Source organism: Mameliella sp. MMSF_3455, from assembly GCF_030733205.1.
GTDB lineage: Bacteria > Pseudomonadota > Alphaproteobacteria > Rhodobacterales > Rhodobacteraceae > Antarctobacter.
The window spans coordinates 146,544-163,025 of sequence record NZ_JASHJL010000005.1 but is presented as its reverse complement, the minus strand read 5'-3'; the positions used below and the strand labels follow the sequence as shown (position 1 = coordinate 163,025).

The window sequence follows — 16,482 nt, the reverse complement described above, 5'->3', positions numbered from 1 at the left end:
GGGCATGGAGGGCAGGTCCGTGTCACCAAATGGCCAATTCTGGTCGATTTGTTCCCGTATGTGCGCGAACGTCGGTTGCGCCGGTACGATCCATCCGCGCAGCATCCGGCAGCTTGCCCGCCGGACCGTTGGCGGCTGGCGCAATTGGAAGGTCGGAGGGTAGGTCAGGTGATCGAACTGTCGGTGCGGTGGACAAGCTGGCTCAAGCAGGGCGGCAGGGGGCTCTTTCTTGGGAGCGTCGTGCTGTGTCTTGTTGCGATCGGCTATCTCGCGACCGAGGTCGTCAAGGACCTGCAGTTGCTCAATTCGGCCAACTCGGACAACGTGCAATGGACCCTGTCGCAAGCCGAGGTCGAATTCCTCGAACTGCGCCACGCCATCAGTGAAGCGCGGTCGGAACCGGACGACGACCTTGAAAAGGTGGTCGAGGAATTCGACGTTTTCTACAGCCGCGTCGACACGCTTGCGTATGGGGATCTCTATGCCGAATTGCGCGAGATCCCGAGCTTTTCCGAACCGCTGGGGCGAACCCGCACCATGCTGGAGAACCTCGTTCCGCTGATCGACGGGCCGCGCGCTCAGCTTGAGGCGGAACTGGACGAGGTCGACGCTCTCCTCGAGACGGCCAGGCCAGATCTGCGCGCGCTTGCGACCGCGGGTCTGTTTCAATTCGCGCGCCAATCCGACACGCAGCGTGACTCGGTTGCCGTTACACTGTCACGTCTGGCGCTGCTGACCGGGGTCCTTGTTCTTGTGCTGGCTGTCCTGCTGCGCCACGCACGACGGGTCTCACGCCAGACCAAGCGGCGGGGCCGGGAATTGGAGGCCGCCTATGCCCGCTTGAACACGATCTTCGACGCCTCGCTCGACGCGGTGATCGTGGCGGATGAAGAGGGGCGGATTCAGCGGTTCAATCCGGCCGCCGAACGCATTTTCCGGTACGATGTCGAGGAGGTGATCGGCCTCCGCATCGGCGAGGTGATCGTGCCCGAGCATCTTCGCGCGGCGCATGACGCCGGCATGACGCGGATGCAGGAGACCGGGGAACACCGGGTTGTCGGTCACGGCCGCGTCCGGATGGATGGCAAGCGCAGCACCGGTGAGGTCTTTCCTGTCGAATTGGCCGTGGAGCAGGCACAGACCGGAGACGAGAAAATCGTCATCGGGTTTCTTCGCGACATTTCGCAGCGCGTGCGTGCGGAAAACGAACTGGTCGAGGCCCGCGACAAGGCGCTGGCCGGCGAAAAGGCCAAGGCCGAGTTCCTTGCGATGATGACACATGAGATCCGGACGCCGCTCAATGGCGTCCTGGGCAACCTGTCACTGTTGCGAGAGACCCGGCTGACGCCCGAGCAATCGCGTTTTGTCCACAACATGGCGGTGTCGGGCAAGCTGCTGATGTCGCATGTCGATGCCGTGCTGGACATCGCGCGTTTCGAAGCGGGCACAGCGGGGACGCAGATGGAGGTGGTCCATATCGGAGACTTGGTTCAGGACGTGATCGACAGCCAGACCAGCCCGGCAGAGGCGGCTGGCAACGTGCTGGGCTGGGGCTGGATCGGAGAGCCGGTGACCTGGGTCGCGGTGGATGCGTCGCGGTTGCAGCAGGTGCTTCTGAACCTGCTCGGCAACGCGGTGAAATTTACCCGCTATGGCCGTATCTCGATCGAGTTGGAGCGTCTGGAGACCCCGGCAGGTGCGTCGCCGATGGTCGAGTTCCGGATCATCGACACCGGAGTCGGCATTCCCGAACAAGACCTCGATCGCGTTTTCGAGGATTTCCAAACCGGCACGTCGAACCCTGCGGAAAGTGGTCAGGGGACCGGGTTGGGCCTGGGGATCGCACGGCGCTTCGTCACCGCGATTGGCGGCGAAATCGGTGCCGAAAGCGCCCTGGGCGAGGGCAGTGTCTTCTGGCTGCGGATCCCTGTCGAGCTTGCCGAAGCACCGCATGACGCGCGCGCGCCGGATCGCGGCAGCGCGCAGTTTGTGGCGCGCGATATCCTCCTGGTCGAGGACAACGAGATCAACCTGCAACTGGCGCAGGACATGTTGCGCCTGATCGGGCATCGCGTCAGCGTGGCGCGCAACGGGCAAGAGGCTGTCGATGCCGCGGCCGAACAGCGGTTTGACCTGATCCTTATGGACATCCGGATGCCGGTGATGGATGGCCTCGCTGCGACGCGGGCCATTCGCGAGGGGCAGGGGCCTTGCCGGGATGTACCGATCGTGGCGCTGTCCGCCAATGTCCTGCCGGAGGCCAAGGATCGCTTCATCGCGGGGGGCATGTCGGATTTCCTGGGGAAACCGCTGGACAAGCAGGAACTGGCTCAGGTGATCGCGCGGTTCTGCACCGACAAGCCCGGCGTGGCGTCTGCCACGGATCGCGTTACCGCTCCCGCCGATCCGATTGCTGCACTCAAGGCGCGCTATGTCGCAGAGGCGACAGAGCTCTTCGATTGGTTGGCCACGGGGCCCGACGACTGGAACGAGATCGCCGAGCGCAGCCACAGAACGGCCGGCAGCGCGGCCGCCTTCGGTCAACCGGAGCTGCGTCTGGCCCTTCTCAAGGTCGAAACGGCAGCCGAGGCAGAAAACGCAACTGCCCTGACGGAGGCGGTGCAGGTCGCCCTGACGGCGTGGAAGAACGCGCCCGAACCGCGCGTCGACTGACTTAGGTGCCGAGCACCGCCACGGCGCCGACTGCCCCCGGAACGCGCGCCACCTCGACCATATTGGTGACACCGCTGCCGTAGCCGTCGATGGCGTCGCCTGGCAGCAGATTTGGGTCATGATTATCGCGGTCGGCGCGCCGCAACTCGTCCACGTTCCGGCGTTCGAACACGATCGACACAGCGGTCATCGGACCGCGCGTATTCAGCAGAGCCGACCGATTGGCGCTGGAACCGCGCGGACGTCGCGCCCGAGGGCCGAAGGCACGTTGCCGGTCGCAGGTTGGGTCGGATTGGACTGGAACAGTGACACGCCGGGCGGACTGTTCGGCGCTATGGGCCCGGGTCTGCATGACGAAAGGCATCAAGGCCCGCCGCAGCCGGGCTTTGGGCCGCGTCCTCGATCCGTGGCGCGGCCTGTACCGACCGGCTCTGCACGAAAACTGCACAAATCACGCGCAAGCTCTGCACGCAGCCAGGTCCAGTCTGATCCCATTCCGAAACAGGAGATTGGGACATGGACAGGCAATTGAGCATCCCGGGTCTGCCACATGCATTGGCAAAGGACGGCTGGTGGCTGGACGACGGCGCCACCCCGCCAGCGCAGGGCGACGGTGGGACCGCCCGTGCCGGGCTGCGGTTTCCCCGGCGAATAGCGGCGGTTCTGAGCCTTGTGGCGCTGGCGGACGTTCTGTTCTGGGGCAAGGCGCCGGGCCTGTCGCTGGTGATCTTTGCTGCGGCGATCCTGGCATGGGGCCTGCCGGGGACCAAGGCGGGGTGGCGCCCCGTGGGGCTGTTCCTGGTCGCGGCGCTGCCCGCAGTTGAGCACCTGCAAATGCTCTCGATTGCCTTTCTGCTGGTCGGGGTGGGCGGAGCACTGATCTGGGCGCATCACCCGGCGGCGCGGCTATCCGTGCTTTTGGCCAGCACGGGCGCTTTTCTGGCGCGACTGCCGCTGGCCTGGCTGGCTCAGCTTGATCCGCGACGCCTGATCGTCTTGCCCGCAGTCCTGGCAGAGGCGCCGGTTCCGCTGGCGCGAGGTCTCTTGCGGGACTGGGCCTTGCCGCTGGGTGGCACCTTGGTGCTGGCGGCACTCTTGATGCAGGCGAACCCGGTGCTGGCACAGCTTGTGCGGATCGACCTGGATCTGTGGCAACTGGCGCAGCGCCTTGTCTTCTGGGGTGGGGTTGCGGTGCTGGTCGCTCCAATCCTGGCGCCGGTTCCGTTGCGTGATCGGGCTGCGCGCTGGGCCGTGATGCCGTCGATTGCGCCGGGGTGGCTCAACTCCGGCTCTGTCCTGCGCGGCCTGGCGGTCTTCAACCTGCTGATCGCGGTACAAAGCCTCACCGATGTTACGATTCTGCTGGGGGGTGCCGATCTGCCCGAGGGGATGACCCTGGCCGAATACGCCCATCGCGGCGCCTATCCGCTGTTGGCCGCGGCGGTTCTGGCGGGGGTATTTGCCCTGGCGGCGCGGCCATTCCTGGGCGAACGCCGCCTGATCCGGCCGCTGCTGATGCTCTGGCTGGTGCAGAACATGGTGCTGTGCGGGGCGGCTGCGCTGCGGCTGGACCTGTACGTCGAGACCTTCGGGCTGACCTACCTCCGACTACACGCGTTCATCTGGATGGTGCTGGTGGCGGCGGGGCTGGGATTGGCGCTATGGCAGGTGCTGCGGACGCGATCGAACCGCTGGTTGCTGGTGCGGGGCGGTGTTCTGGGGCTGGCGACGCTGTACTTCTGCGCGATGGTGAACTTCGCCCAGGTGATCGCGGCAGAAAACGTGACCCGGGCAGAGCCGGACCTGTGGTATCTCTGCGGTTTGGGCCCGATGGCCGCAGGGCCGATCGTCGAAAGCGGCCTGGGCCGGGTTATCGGGCGTTCGGTCTATTTGGGGCCTTGCCGGATTTCCCGTCCGCAGGTCGAGGACTGGCGGGGGTGGGGCTTTCGCACCTGGCGCGCAAGCCGTTATGTACAAGGCGTGATGGTGGAAGCGGCCCTGATGAAGATCCTGATAGTGGACGACGATCCCCGCCTGCGTGAACTGGTGCGGCTTGCGCTGGAACGGGCGGGCCATGCGGTCATCACCGCCGGCGACGGGCAGCAGGCGCTGATCCATGCCGCGCGCGAGGCGCCGGACCTGGTGGTGCTGGACGTTGGCCTGCCCGAGATGGACGGGTTCGAGACCTGCCGCCGCATCCGCGCACGATCCGAGGTGCCGATCCTCTTTCTGACCGCGCGCGACGACGAGATCGACCGCATCCTTGGCCTGGAACTGGGGGCCGACGACTATGTGACCAAGCCCTTCAGTCCACGCGAACTGGTGGCGCGGGTCGGGGCGATCCTGAAACGCACCGCGCGCGGCGCTGCGCCGGCACGGCTGGAACGGGGGCGGTTGACGCTGGATTGCCATGCGCGGCTCTGCCGCTTTGGTCCAGCCGAGATCGCCCTGACCGCAACCGAATTCGGGCTTCTGGCGCGGCTGATGCAGGACCCCGCCCGGCTGACCCGGCGCGCCGATCTCGTCGCCGCGCTTTGGGGCGCGCAAAGCGCGGTGTCGGATCGGACGCTGGACAGCCACCTGCGCAACCTGCGCCGCAAGCTGGCCGAGGCGGGCTGCGCCGGGGCGGTCGAGACGGTGCACGGGCAGGGAATGCGGATGGGGCCGTGCCGATGAGCGGGCACTGGCGGCCCTCGTTGGGCTTTGTCCTTGGCGGGGCACTGGGCGGTACGCTGGTCGTTTCCTTCGCGGGTCTGGTGGCGCTGCGCTACCTGGGGCCGGTGATCGGGTTCCGCAACGCGGCGATCCTGTTGGCCCTGTCGATCACGCTGGTGACGGCGGTGCTGGGCTGGCTGTTGGTACGGCTCTTGCTGCGCCCGATCCGCGCGCTCGAGGCCTATGCCGAGGCGCAGGAGCGCGGCGGCACTCCGGCGCCGCCGCGCCATTTCGGCACGCATGAACTGCACGCCACCGCCCGCCGCGTGATCGCGATGGCCGAGACGCTGCGCGACCGAGAGGCGACGATCCGCGCCTTTACCGATCAGGTCACGCATGAACTGCGCACGCCTGTCACGGCAATCCGCGCGGCCAGTGAACTGTTGGAGGACGGCGGGGCGCTGGGCCGTGAGGACGCGGCGCTGGTGGCGCAGGTCGATGGCGCCTGCACCCAGATCGAACGCCAGCTTGCCGCGCTGCGCGAGGTCGCCCGCGCGCGGGAGACACGCTACCTTGGCACGTCCACGCTGGACGATCTGCGCACGGGCCTGCGCGAGGACCACCCGGACCTTGCCCTGCAGGTCGAGGGTGGCAGCGTTCCCTTGCCGATCGCCGGGGCGGGTATGAAGATCGTCCTGGGGCAGCTTCTGCGCAACGCGGGGGAACATGGCGCGCGCCAGGTTCTGTTGCGCACCGGGTCGGAAGACGGAGCGCCCTTTTTGCAGGTGCAGGATGACGGGACGGGGATTTCGCCGGGCAACGCCGCGCGCGTCTTTGACCCGTTCTTCACCACGCGCCGTGGGGAAGGGGGCACCGGCATGGGGCTGGCCATCGTCCGCAACCTGCTGACCGCCCACGGCGCCGGTATCTGGTTGTTACCTGCGGAACGGGGCACGCGGCTGGGGATCAGGTTTGCATCCGCCGAGCGCTGAGCGCCTTTGCGATGCGACGTGAAGCGCTCTGCATCCACGAGCGCCCTCTCTGCGGTCTGGGCGGCAAAACGCCGGTGCCGGCGCGTTTTCAGAAACAGCATTACTGCTGTGACCGGCCCCTTGGGACACCCCTTTGCCGCAGCGATTGACGGCGGATGTCGGGATCGGTGGTCGTGTTCATCCACACGGTGCCGTCATTGATCAGGCCCTCCAAGATCACGAATAGCACCGCCTGAGAGATGACGGGACGTCGAGCGAGATCTGCAGCGCGCTGCTGCTCAGTGATCCAGTGTGCGTTTGAGCTCTCCGGTGTCGAGCACGGGGGAGGCGTCGAGATCCTCGGCGTCCAGCATCGTGGCCACCCTTTCCAGGCTGGAGACCAGCATGGATTGCTCCCAGTCCTCCATCGCGTCGAACTTGCGCACGAACCGCTGCTGCAGCGGATCGGGGGCCTCGTCCAGTGTCTGGCGGCCCTTGGGGGTGATGTGAATGTTGGTCTGGCGTCGATCCTGTTCGGATTTCTCACGGACAACCATGCCCTGGCGCACCAGCTTGTCCACCAGCGAGGTCACGGTGGCCTGCGACACGCGCATGCGGACGGATATTTCCTTGGCCGTCGCGTGGCTGCGCTCAGAGATGATCTGAAGGACCCGGAACTGCACCGCCGTGATGCCGGACGTCTGTTTCAGCTCGCGTCCGTACAACTCGGTCGCGCGCAGGATTCGGCGGATTGCAATCAGGCAGGTATCGACGCGGTCCATCAGTGTTCCATTGATTAGCATGACTAACGATATAGGTCTCTCACGGGGTATTCAAGGCAATAGTGCTTTGCCATCCTAAGCTAAATAAGGCCGAAACACGCGCGATAGAGGCCATATTTGGCTGAAAGCGGATAAAAATTGCTTTGCCAGTTGAAATTTCAGGGGCAGCACGCTATTTCGTCATCCAAAGCAAACGAGGAGACTTCATCCTATGCAACATCCGCGCGATATCGCCCGTTCGTCCTTGCCCAGCCTGCGTGTGCCCACCGCAGAAGACGGGGCGGCGATCTGGGAGCTGGTACGCTCGTGCAAGCCGCTCGACGAGAACTCGATGTACTGCAACCTGCTGCAGTGCGATCACTTCGCCGACACCTGCGTCGTTGCCGAACTGGATGGGGAGATCGTCGGTTGGGTGTCGGGCTATGTCCTTCCCAACGAGCCGGACACCCTGTTCGTCTGGCAGGTTGCCGTGTCCGACAAGGCGCGCGGTATGGGTCTTGGCGGCCTGATGCTGCAGACCATCCTGAACCGTGACGTCTGCGAGGACGTGACCCGCATGCAGACCACCATCACCGGTGACAACGACGCTTCGTGGGCGCTGTTCCGCAAGTTCGCGCGCCGCATGGGCCGTGGTCTCGACGTGCAGCCCTACTACACGCAGTCGCTGCACTTCAACAAGCGGCACAAGACCGAGAACCTCGTGACCATCAAGGTGGCCGAAGAGCTGGCGCAGGCGGCCTGAGCCCCGCGCCCTTCGCCCACATTCCTCACATAGAACGAGAGCACATAATGTCGTCCCAGACCTTTCACCCCACGATCTTCAAACGACGGGAGTCGGAAGCGCGGAGCTACTGCCGCAGCTTTGATACCGTTTTCACCACCGCGCTTGGCTCGGAGATGACCGACGCCGCAGGGCGGACCTATATCGATTTCTTGGCCGGCTGTTCGTCGCTGAACTACGGTCACAACGATCCCGACATGAAATGCGCGCTGATGAACCATCTGTCGCATAACGGGATCGCGCACGGCCTGGACATGCACACCGGCGAGAAGGCGCGCTTCCTCGAGACCTTCGAGGAACTGATCCTCAAGCCGCGCGGCATGGACCACAAGATCATGATGACCGGCCCGACCGGCACCAACGCCGTCGAGGCCGCGATCAAGCTGGCGCGCAAGGTGACCGGCCGCACGAACGTGATCGCCTTCACCAACGGTTTCCACGGCATGACGCTGGGTGCGCTCGCCGCCACCGGCAATGCCGGCAAGCGGAACGGCGGTGGCACCCCGCTGTCGGGCACCACGCACATGCCGTTCGAAGGCGCCTTTGGCGATGAGGTCGACAGCCTCGACATCATCGAGCAGATGCTTGGCAACCCGTCCTCGGGCGTCGACGCGCCGGCAGCCTTTATCATCGAACCCGTGCAGGGCGAGGGTGGTCTGAACGCCGCGTCCAAGGAGTTCATGCAGGGCATCGCGCGTCTTGCCAAGGAACATGGCGCACTGCTTATCGTCGATGACATCCAGGCAGGTTGTGGCCGCACCGGCACCTTCTTCTCCTTCGAGGAAATGGGCATCGAGCCGGACCTGATTCCGCTGGCAAAGTCGCTGAGCGGGATGGGACTTCCCTTTGCCGCGCTGCTGATCAAGCCCGAGCTGGACATCTGGAAACCCGCCGAACACAACGGCACCTTCCGCGGCAACACCCATGCCTTCGTGACCGCCCGCGTGGCGCTCGAGAAGTTCTGGAGCGATGATGAATTCCAGAAGGACATCAAGCGTCGTGCACAGACCGTGGAACATGGGCTGGAGACGATCGCCTCGATGATCCCGGACGCCAAGCTGAAGGGCCGTGGCATGATGCGCGGCGTGGACGTCGGGTCCGGTGACCTGGCGGCGGCGATCTGCGCCGAGGCCTTTGAAAACGGACTGATCATCGAAACCTCGGGTGCCGAGGACGAGGTGGTCAAGGTGCTTGCCCCGCTCACCACCCCGGACGAAACCCTCAAGGATGGTCTGAACATCCTGATCGACGCGGCGCGTTCGGTGCTGTCGACCCAGAAGATTGCAGCGGAGTAACAGCCATGATCGTCAGAGATTTCGAAGAGATCAGCAAGAACCAGAAAGAGCGCGTCGTCTCCGATGCGCAGTGGACGAGCGTGCGGATGCTGCTGGCGGATGATGGAATGGGGTTTTCCTTCCACATCACCGTGCTCGAAGCCGGCTCGGAACACACGTTCCACTACAAGAACCACTTCGAGAGCGTCTACTGCATGCAGGGCAAGGGGTCGATCACCGACCTCAAGACCGGTGAGACCCACCAGATCAAGCCGGGCACCATGTATGCGCTCAACGAGCACGACAAGCACACGCTGCGGGCCGAGGAAGAACTCTGGATGGCCTGCTGCTTCAATCCGCCGGTGACCGGCAAGGAAGTGCACCGCGAAGATGGATCCTATGCCGCCCCCGAGGAGGTGGAGGCCTAAACACATGACCCACACTGTTGAAAAGATCGGCGGGACAAGCATGTCCCGCCTCGCCGACCTGCGCGATACGCTGTTCCTCAAGGACGGCGAGGCGCGTTACGGTCGTGTATTTGTCGTTTCGGCCTTTGGTGGAATCACCAACCTGCTGCTGGAACACAAGAAGACCGGCGAGGACGGCGTCTATGCGCGCTTTGCCAACGCCGAGGACGACCACGGCTGGCACGAGGCGCTGAGCCGTGTCAGCGACGCCATGATCGAGGCGCACGAGGCGGTGCTTGACCACCCCGGCGACATCGAGCAGGCGACCAATTTTGTCCAGGAGCGGATCGAGGGGGCGCGCAACTGCCTGATCGACCTGCAACGCCTGTGTTCCTACGGCCATTTCCGGCTGAACGCGCATCTGCTGCACATCCGTGAGCTGCTGTCCGGCCTGGGTGAGGCGCATTCGGCGCATGTGGCGGTGCTGCTGCTGCAACGTGCCGGCGTGAACGCGCGGCTGGTCGACCTGACCGGCTGGCGCGACGATGGCGAGGTGACGCTGCAGGAGCGGCTGGATCGTGGCATGGAAGGGATCGACCCCGAGACCGAAATGCCCATCGTGACCGGCTATGCCCAGTGCCGCGAAGGCCTGATGCGCGAGTTCGATCGCGGCTATTCCGAGGTGACCTTCAGCGAACTGGCCGCACAGACCGGCGCGCGCGAGGCGATCATTCACAAGGAATTCCACCTGTCGTCCGCCGACCCCAAGATCGTTGGCGAAGACAAGGTGCGCAAGCTTGGCCGGACCAACTACGACGTGGCCGACCAGATGGCGAACCTGGGGATGGAGGCGATCCACCCCTCCGCGGCCAAGACGCTGCGCCAGGCCAACGTGCCGTTGCGCGTCACCAACGCCTTTGATCCGGGCGATCCCGGCACGCTGATCGACGACCAGCCGGCAGACAGCCCGGGCGTCGAGATCGTGACCGGCCTGGACGTGATCGCGCTGGAAGTGTTCGAACAGGACATGGTCGGGGTGAAGGGCTATGACGCCTCGATCCTTGACGCGCTGACGCGCCACAACGTGCGCATCGTCTCCAAGGTCTCGAACGCCAACACGGTCACGCACTACGTTGACACCTCGCTGAAAGCGCTGCGCCGGGTCGAGTCCGATCTGGCCGAGCGTTACCCCCATGCCGAGATCAAGACGCGCAAGCTGTCGCTGGTTTCGGTCGTGGGCCGCGACCTCAGCGGTCTGTCGGTTCTGCAGCGCGGGCTGGAAAGCTTTGCCCAGGCGGGCATCTATTCGGTCGGCGCAAGCCAGGGACCGCGCAACGTGGACACGCAATACATCCTGGAACGGGACGATATGGCCAAGGCCATCAAGAGCCTCCACGACGCTTTTTTCGATGAGGAGAAAGCGGAGGGTGATAAGGCGAAGGTCGCGCTGGTCGCCTGAGGCGCCGGACCGACCGACAATGGCGGCCGTGGACACGCGGCCCGACTGAAACAAGGGCCCGCCCTGCATGGGGCGGGCTTTTTTATGGCCGTCCTTATGGCCGTCCTCGCCGCAGGGCTATTCCCCCTGCCAACCGGGGCGCGTCATGCCGATGAACCCCAGCGTCTCCGGCGCCTCGACGTTGCGCGCGATGATGTCATGGAGCGATCCGCAGGCGCCGATCTGCTCCCAGCCGTAGCGGGTGAAGGTGGGGTGGTCCATCGCCGGATCTTCGTCGAACCCGGGTGGCGGCGGAAACACGTGCTCCGACAACAGAGGGTTGGGCAGGGCCTGCGAAAAGGCATCCAGTGCCACGAAGGACAGGATCGTGCGGGGCAGGGGCGATCCGGGCACGCGGTCCTCGCAGAAGATCCCGGTAAAGAAATCCACCTCTTCGACAGAACCATAGGCGCGCGCCAGCTGCGCGGCGACCGCCGGATCGCTGCTGATCTCGTCGAAGGTTTTAGCGGGAGCCTGGCCGAGGTAGCTGCGGTAGCGGTTGTATGAGGCCAGTTCGCAGATCCGGCCCTGGCGGATCGAGTCCCACTCGATGTTCAGCAGGCTGTCGTTGGTGTTGCGCGGGCCAAGGCGGGCGGCGGGTTGGGCGCTCATGTCCTCGAACCCGCGTTTCAGACCGGTCTGGATCAGCGGCAGGTTGTTCATGAAATAGCTGCGGCCCACCGGGTGTTCCGTCCCGCCCCAGGTGATCGCATCGGGGATCAGCGCGTGCCAGCGATAAAGCAGGCTGAATTCCGTCGTGATCCAGTTGGGCTTGTTCCAGGGCGCATGCCAGCAGACCGACGGATCCGCCATGAGGTGCAACGCGAAGGGGGCGATGTGGTTGATGTAGTCCTCGACCACGATCTTTATGAACTGCACGACGACCACGTTGCGCGCGGTTTCGAACACGCGGGTGTCGTCCCAGTCCGGGTGACGGGCGCCGATTTCGCGCGCCAACCGGTTGTGTTCCCGCAGGAAAAGCGTGTTCATCATCGACACCTGCGGCACCGAATTGACGCGGTCACCCCCGACAGCGAACAGCGCGTCCCGAAAGGCGCGTGCGCCCGCGGCAGTGGCCGGGTCGTCCGAGGCGCAGGATTTCAGCAGGTCTGTCAGGCCCAGCGGCGGGTCCAGCCCTTCGAACTCTGGCCGGATTTCTTCGCCGGCAAAGAGGAACTCGGGGAACTCCTCGCCGTCGATCCGCTGAGACCGCAGCAGCCCCCGATGAGCATGGTCCGGGCCAGGGACGCGCAGGAGGCGGGTCTGTTCTGGGGTGCGGCCATAAAGCGGGCAAAGGTCGATCTCATGGTTCGAGGTATTGCGCTTGCGCCGCTCGGGGTTCGGGGTATCGCCGCCGATGCTTTCGGGCAGGGTGCGCAGGAATCCGTCGGTCAGGTACTGCGCGAAGCTGGGAAAGAGGCAGGTGGATTTCGGGCACAGCACCTGTGTGCCGTCCGGGCGTTCGAACAGCGGTTTGAGACCGGCATCGCCCTCCCATCCCGGCAGGCTGTCCTGGTCGATCTCGCTGACACCCAGGTGACGGCCCGCCCAGGTCCTGTCGGTCAGGCTGGACCAGGAGGTATAGGGCGCCATCGTCGAAAAGGGATGTGGACGCGGGCGCGCCTGCATCACGATCCGGTTGATCAACAGGGCGTTCAGCTTGCGGTGCAGGAACGGCACCGCCTCGACCAACCGAGCGACCCAGGGACGGGTCAGTTGGGAGAGGGCCAGTTCCGCGATGCGGGCCAGCAGGCCGTTGATGCGTGCCGCCAGCCATTCGGACCGTTTCATGCCCGGGTAGAAGGGCAGGAAGACGGCGGAAAAGACGATATGCGGCAGGACGTGGTGCTGCCAGATGTCCTCGAGAATGAAGATGAACCAGTAGCCGACCAGGAAATTCAGCGCGGTGAAGATCCACCAGCCGATCCGCAATTCGCGCCACATCAGCACGATGCCAAACACGCCGCCCATGAAGATCGGCCCCAAGGTCCAGCGTTCCCAGTATTCCGGTACCCGGCAGAGCGCGCCCAGGATCGGGGTGCCCGGAAACAGCGAGACCCAGGGAGAGGGATAGCCAAAGAGGTTCAGCAGGCCGCGGTAGAACATCATCGCGCCCACCAGCAGGCAAGTCAATTGCAGGAAGGAGCGGCGCCAGACCGCCCAGTCGATGCGAAATCCCTTGCGCGGTGTCCTCGTCGAGGCCGTGCCCATGGCCACGCCCCTTTCAATAAAACCTTCATTAATGGGGCCAACTGTGGCAGCTTTAAGGGGTTATGTCCAAATTTTTTCGCGCCATAGATGTATCATGAAACGGCTGCTGCCGATCGTGTTCCTGGCTTTACTGGGGTCCGCGCTGTTCCTGGAATACAAGCGGCTGACCATAAAACCCTGGCCAGCCACCCATTTCGAGGATGTGGTCGAGCATTTCAAATACGGCTCCATCGGGGCCGAGGTTGACGGCTTCCCCTTTGCCATCTGGCGTGAACTGCCCACGATCTTTGCCGAGGAACTCCCGGAGGGCTATGCCGGGTTCGGGTTCCTCCGCGAAGAGGACAAGGACCTGCCCATCGGTGTCTCGGTGCGCCGCATCGGTGTCGAACGGGTCGGGTTCAACTGTGCCACCTGCCATGTCTCGACCTATAAAATCGACGGGTCGCGGCATCTGGTTCTGGGGGCGCCCAACAACGCGCTGGATATCCAGTCCTATATCCGGTTCCTGACCGATGCCGCGCAGGATTCCGGTCTGACCCCCGATGCGGTGATCGAAGCGGCAGAAGCAAACGGCCGGCCGCTGGGCTGGTTCGACAGGCTGGTGCTGCGCAGGGTGGTCTTTCCCCGGCTGGCCGAGGAGGTCGCGACGCTGGAGGCCCGGCTGGCCTGGATGGACACCCGTCCGCCGCATGGGCCCGGGCGCACGGACGCGGGCAATTTCTGGCGCGAACGTTGGGGATTGAATCCCTCCGGCGACAGCCGTGTCGGCGTGGTCGATTTCCCCTCGGTCTGGAATCAGCGGCTGCGCACCGACGGCTGGTTTCACTGGGACGGCAACAACCGGTCGCTGGACGAACGCAATATCTCGGCGGCGCTGGCCGGGGGCGCCGCAGACTGGCTGCTGGAACGTCAGTCGATCGAGCGGGTCTCGGACTGGCTGATGGCGTTTCCGGCGCCGGACTGGCCCTTGCCGCTGGACGCGGACCGGGTGGCGCAGGGCCGCGCGATCTACGAGCGCGAGGGCTGCGACAGCTGCCACGATCCGGGAAGTCCCAGCCTGGGGCAGGTGACGTCCCTTGCGATCCTGGGCACGGACCCGCAGCGTACCGACCTGTTCGATGCGGAAATGGTGCGCTATTTCGGTGACGTGGGCCAGAACTACTCCTGGCGGTTTCACAACTACCGCACCACGGATGGCTACGCCAACATGCCGCTGGACGGGATCTGGATGCGGGCGCCTTACCTGCACAATGGCTCTGTCCCGACCCTGGCAGACCTGTTGTCGCCACCGGACACGCGGCCGGTCACCTTTTTTCGCGGGTGCACGGTGCTGGACACGGAACGGGTCGGGTTCACCTGTGAGACGGGGTTTGAACTGGACACGTCACTGACCGGCAATGGCAATGGCGGGCATCTCTGGGGCACGGACCTGCCCGGCGCGGAAAAGGCGCTGCTGCTCGATTATCTCAAGTCGCTTTGATGGGGGATGAGCACGTTCCTGCGGGCGAGGCGGCAGAGATACTGCGTCTGACACGGGCCAACCTGCAGACGCTGTCGCGGCGCGACGGCGTCGTGAAACGCGGCCAGCACGCCAAGCATCACGCACTGCTGCAGGGGCGGTTCCGGGTGCGGTCAGACCTGCCGCAGGCGCTGGCGCAGGGCGTGTTTCAACCGGGCGCCGATCACGCCTGCCTGGTGCGCTTTTCCAACGGCGGCCAACAGGACGACAGGGCGCTCGACGTGCGCGGCATGGCGATCAAGCTGCTGGGCATACCGGGCATGAAACTGCAGCCGGGGCAGGGGCATTTGAGAGAGCAGGACTTCGTGCTGGTCGATCACCCGGTCTACTTCTGCAAGGACATGGCGGATTACATGCCTTTCAACCGGCATTTCCTGCCGGTTCAGGCGCTGCGCAGCAAAGGGTGCAGCCCGCTGCGGCTGATGCGTGCCTTGCGCGGGCTGGTCATGCTGGGGCTGTTTCACCGGCGCGTCCTGCGGGCGGCGCGTGCATTTGCCGGACGGCGGCCGGGCTCGCTGCTGGCGCTGACGTATCACAGCACCACGCCGTACCGGCTGGGCGACCTGGCGGTGAAATACAGGGTGCAGGGGCAGGGCGCGCCTGCCGATCCGGTGCAATGCGCGAACGGGTTGGGCAGGCGGCTCTGGCAGGCCCTCGGCGCCGACGAAGCGCGCATGACGTTTGGCGTGGTGATACAAGACGATCCCGAGCGCCAGCCTGTCGACGACGCGCGCGTCGACTGGGACGCTGCCGGTGCGGTCTTCGAACCGCTGGCCGAAATCGTGCTGCCCCGGCAGGAGAACAGCGCCGACCGGATCGCGCAGGCCGAGGCCCTACGGTTTTCGCCCTGGATGAGCCTGCCCGCGCACCGTCCTTTGGGCGCGATCAACCGCGCGCGGCGCGAGGTCTACCGCGTCATGGCCGAGGCACGCGGAGCGGACAACTAACAGCCGAAAGAGCGGCGGGCGCCCGTTCCCAGCTGAGTCTCGCGAAAGGAAAGCTGCGGACCTTATCGGCATTTTGGCAGGGCCGAGGTGTCCCGGTCCATTTATTGCCTATCCGGACGGATAGGGCGCTCATCCCAATTCGCACATGCTCTGTTAAAGGGGGTGTGCCAAGATGCGATTCAACCCGAGGGATCTGATTCATGTTGCTCTTTCCTGATATGCGTGCCGCCGGCACCGCCCTTGTGCTGGCCGCTTCTTTGGCCGGCGCTGCGTTGGCCGATGATCTGCCGGAACCCCAGGGCACCGTTATCCTGACGGTCGATGGGTCGATTGCCGTGACCAACGGCGAAGGCAAGGCTCGGCTGGATCTTGAGATGCTGCGCGACATCGGCGAAACCACCATCACGACCGAGACGATCTGGACGGCCGGCACCACGGAATTCACGGGTGTCGCTCTGAACGACCTGCTGGACTACCTCGGGGCCGAAGGACAGGAAATTGACGCGCAGGCGATCAATGACTACGCGGTCACGGTGCCCATCACGGATGCGGTCGAGGGCGGGCCGATCCTGGCCTACGAGATGGATGGCAAGACCATGTCGCGCCGGGAAAAGGGGCCGCTCTGGTTGATCTACCCCTATGGCTCTTCCAGCGCCTACCGGACAGAGGTCATCTATGCCCGCAGCATCTGGCAGCTTGACCGCATGACCATCCGCGACTGATCGCGCGTCCAGTCGGGCAAGGCGGGCGCGCCATCGTCCTCG

The 16,482-nt window shown here is 64.9% G+C and carries 13 protein-coding genes and 1 pseudogene; 11 read left to right on the top strand and 3 right to left on the bottom strand.

Annotated features, from left to right (window positions below):
• Positions 1-168: 168 nt before the first annotated feature.
• The gene (locus RBB42_RS05320) at positions 169-2,673 is read left to right on the top strand and encodes a hybrid sensor histidine kinase/response regulator (RefSeq protein WP_306043610.1); all 2,505 of its coding nucleotides are present in this window, start codon (positions 169-171) and stop codon (positions 2,671-2,673) included.
• A gap of 1 nt (position 2,674) precedes the next feature.
• Here RBB42_RS05320 and RBB42_RS28090 read toward each other — a convergent pair whose 3' ends face one another.
• The gene (locus RBB42_RS28090) at positions 2,675-2,863 is read right to left on the bottom strand and encodes a hypothetical protein (RefSeq protein WP_371931738.1); all 189 of its coding nucleotides are present in this window, start codon (positions 2,861-2,863) and stop codon (positions 2,675-2,677) included.
• A gap of 326 nt (positions 2,864-3,189) precedes the next feature.
• Here RBB42_RS28090 and RBB42_RS28085 point away from each other — a divergent pair.
• The 3 genes and pseudogenes from RBB42_RS28085 to RBB42_RS05300 all read left to right on the top strand — a co-directional run.
• Positions 3,190-4,515, top strand: a pseudogene (locus RBB42_RS28085) (DUF4153 domain-containing protein); the annotation flags it as partial.
• Between the two features lie 159 nt (positions 4,516-4,674).
• Positions 4,675-5,349: a response regulator transcription factor gene (locus RBB42_RS05305; RefSeq protein ID WP_305968537.1), complete on the top strand. Its 675-nt coding sequence runs from the start codon at positions 4,675-4,677 to the stop codon at positions 5,347-5,349.
• Positions 5,346-6,320 carry a sensor histidine kinase gene (locus tag RBB42_RS05300; protein WP_305968471.1) on the top strand — a complete coding sequence of 325 codons (975 nt, stop codon included), beginning with the start codon at positions 5,346-5,348 and terminating at the stop codon, positions 6,318-6,320. Before RBB42_RS05305 ends, RBB42_RS05300 begins: the two co-directional genes overlap by 4 nt.
• A gap of 278 nt (positions 6,321-6,598) precedes the next feature.
• Here RBB42_RS05300 and RBB42_RS05295 read toward each other — a convergent pair whose 3' ends face one another.
• Positions 6,599-7,081: a MarR family winged helix-turn-helix transcriptional regulator gene (locus RBB42_RS05295; RefSeq protein ID WP_305968536.1), complete on the bottom strand. Its 483-nt coding sequence runs from the start codon at positions 7,079-7,081 to the stop codon at positions 6,599-6,601.
• 211 nt (positions 7,082-7,292) lie between these two features.
• Between RBB42_RS05295 and ectA the strand changes: the two genes are divergently transcribed.
• From ectA to RBB42_RS05275, 4 genes are read left to right on the top strand one after another with little or no spacing between them, the layout of a single operon-like run.
• A complete protein-coding gene (gene ectA, locus RBB42_RS05290; protein ID WP_305968470.1) occupies positions 7,293-7,823 on the top strand; it encodes a diaminobutyrate acetyltransferase in 531 nt (176 codons plus the stop codon).
• Between the two features lie 47 nt (positions 7,824-7,870).
• Complete coding sequence (gene ectB, locus RBB42_RS05285) at positions 7,871-9,157, top strand: diaminobutyrate--2-oxoglutarate transaminase (RefSeq protein WP_305968469.1); 1,287 nt, start codon at positions 7,871-7,873, stop codon at positions 9,155-9,157.
• Between the two features lie 5 nt (positions 9,158-9,162).
• The gene (locus RBB42_RS05280) at positions 9,163-9,564 is read left to right on the top strand and encodes an ectoine synthase (RefSeq protein WP_305968468.1); all 402 of its coding nucleotides are present in this window, start codon (positions 9,163-9,165) and stop codon (positions 9,562-9,564) included.
• 4 nt (positions 9,565-9,568) lie between these two features.
• Positions 9,569-11,002, top strand: a complete 1,434-nt coding sequence (locus tag RBB42_RS05275) for an aspartate kinase (RefSeq protein WP_305968467.1) — start codon at positions 9,569-9,571, stop codon at positions 11,000-11,002.
• Between the two features lie 117 nt (positions 11,003-11,119).
• Here the strand turns inward: RBB42_RS05275 and RBB42_RS05270 are convergent, their stop codons facing one another.
• Positions 11,120-13,252: a peroxidase family protein gene (locus RBB42_RS05270; RefSeq protein ID WP_305968466.1), complete on the bottom strand. Its 2,133-nt coding sequence runs from the start codon at positions 13,250-13,252 to the stop codon at positions 11,120-11,122.
• A 94-nt stretch (positions 13,253-13,346) separates the two neighbouring features.
• Between RBB42_RS05270 and RBB42_RS05265 the strand changes: the two genes are divergently transcribed.
• The 3 genes from RBB42_RS05265 to RBB42_RS05255 all read left to right on the top strand — a co-directional run bounded on the left by RBB42_RS05265 (position 13,347) and on the right by RBB42_RS05255 (position 16,440).
• Positions 13,347-14,732 (top strand): c-type cytochrome, encoded by a 1,386-nt coding sequence (locus tag RBB42_RS05265; protein WP_305968465.1) that lies wholly within the window; start codon positions 13,347-13,349, stop codon positions 14,730-14,732.
• On the top strand, positions 14,732-15,718 hold the full coding sequence (locus RBB42_RS05260) for a catalase (RefSeq protein WP_305968464.1): 987 nt from the start codon (positions 14,732-14,734) through the stop codon (positions 15,716-15,718). The genes RBB42_RS05265 and RBB42_RS05260 overlap by 1 nt, the downstream gene beginning before the upstream one ends.
• 200 nt (positions 15,719-15,918) lie before the next feature.
• Positions 15,919-16,440 carry a putative pterin-binding protein gene (locus tag RBB42_RS05255; RefSeq protein ID WP_305968463.1) on the top strand — a complete coding sequence of 174 codons (522 nt, stop codon included), beginning with the start codon at positions 15,919-15,921 and terminating at the stop codon, positions 16,438-16,440.
• The last annotated feature ends 42 nt before the right edge of the window (positions 16,441-16,482 follow it).

What these genes read in the sequence shown, in the direction of transcription:
- RBB42_RS28090 (WP_371931738.1), bottom strand. Translation starts at nt 2,863, where the DNA reads ATGACCGCTGTGTCGATCGTGTTCGAACGCCGGAACGTGGACGAGTTG.
- RBB42_RS05305 (WP_305968537.1), top strand. Translation starts at nt 4,675, where the DNA reads ATGAAGATCCTGATAGTGGACGACGATCCCCGCCTGCGTGAACTGGTG.
- RBB42_RS05300 (WP_305968471.1), top strand. Translation starts at nt 5,346, where the DNA reads ATGAGCGGGCACTGGCGGCCCTCGTTGGGCTTTGTCCTTGGCGGGGCA.
- RBB42_RS05295 (WP_305968536.1), bottom strand. Translation starts at nt 7,081, where the DNA reads ATGGACCGCGTCGATACCTGCCTGATTGCAATCCGCCGAATCCTGCGC.
- ectA (WP_305968470.1), top strand. Translation starts at nt 7,293, where the DNA reads ATGCAACATCCGCGCGATATCGCCCGTTCGTCCTTGCCCAGCCTGCGT.
- ectB (WP_305968469.1), top strand. Translation starts at nt 7,871, where the DNA reads ATGTCGTCCCAGACCTTTCACCCCACGATCTTCAAACGACGGGAGTCG.
- RBB42_RS05280 (WP_305968468.1), top strand. Translation starts at nt 9,163, where the DNA reads ATGATCGTCAGAGATTTCGAAGAGATCAGCAAGAACCAGAAAGAGCGC.
- RBB42_RS05275 (WP_305968467.1), top strand. Translation starts at nt 9,569, where the DNA reads ATGACCCACACTGTTGAAAAGATCGGCGGGACAAGCATGTCCCGCCTC.
- RBB42_RS05270 (WP_305968466.1), bottom strand. Translation starts at nt 13,252, where the DNA reads ATGGGCACGGCCTCGACGAGGACACCGCGCAAGGGATTTCGCATCGAC.
- RBB42_RS05265 (WP_305968465.1), top strand. Translation starts at nt 13,347, where the DNA reads ATGAAACGGCTGCTGCCGATCGTGTTCCTGGCTTTACTGGGGTCCGCG.
- RBB42_RS05260 (WP_305968464.1), top strand. Translation starts at nt 14,732, where the DNA reads ATGGGGGATGAGCACGTTCCTGCGGGCGAGGCGGCAGAGATACTGCGT.
- RBB42_RS05255 (WP_305968463.1), top strand. Translation starts at nt 15,919, where the DNA reads ATGTTGCTCTTTCCTGATATGCGTGCCGCCGGCACCGCCCTTGTGCTG.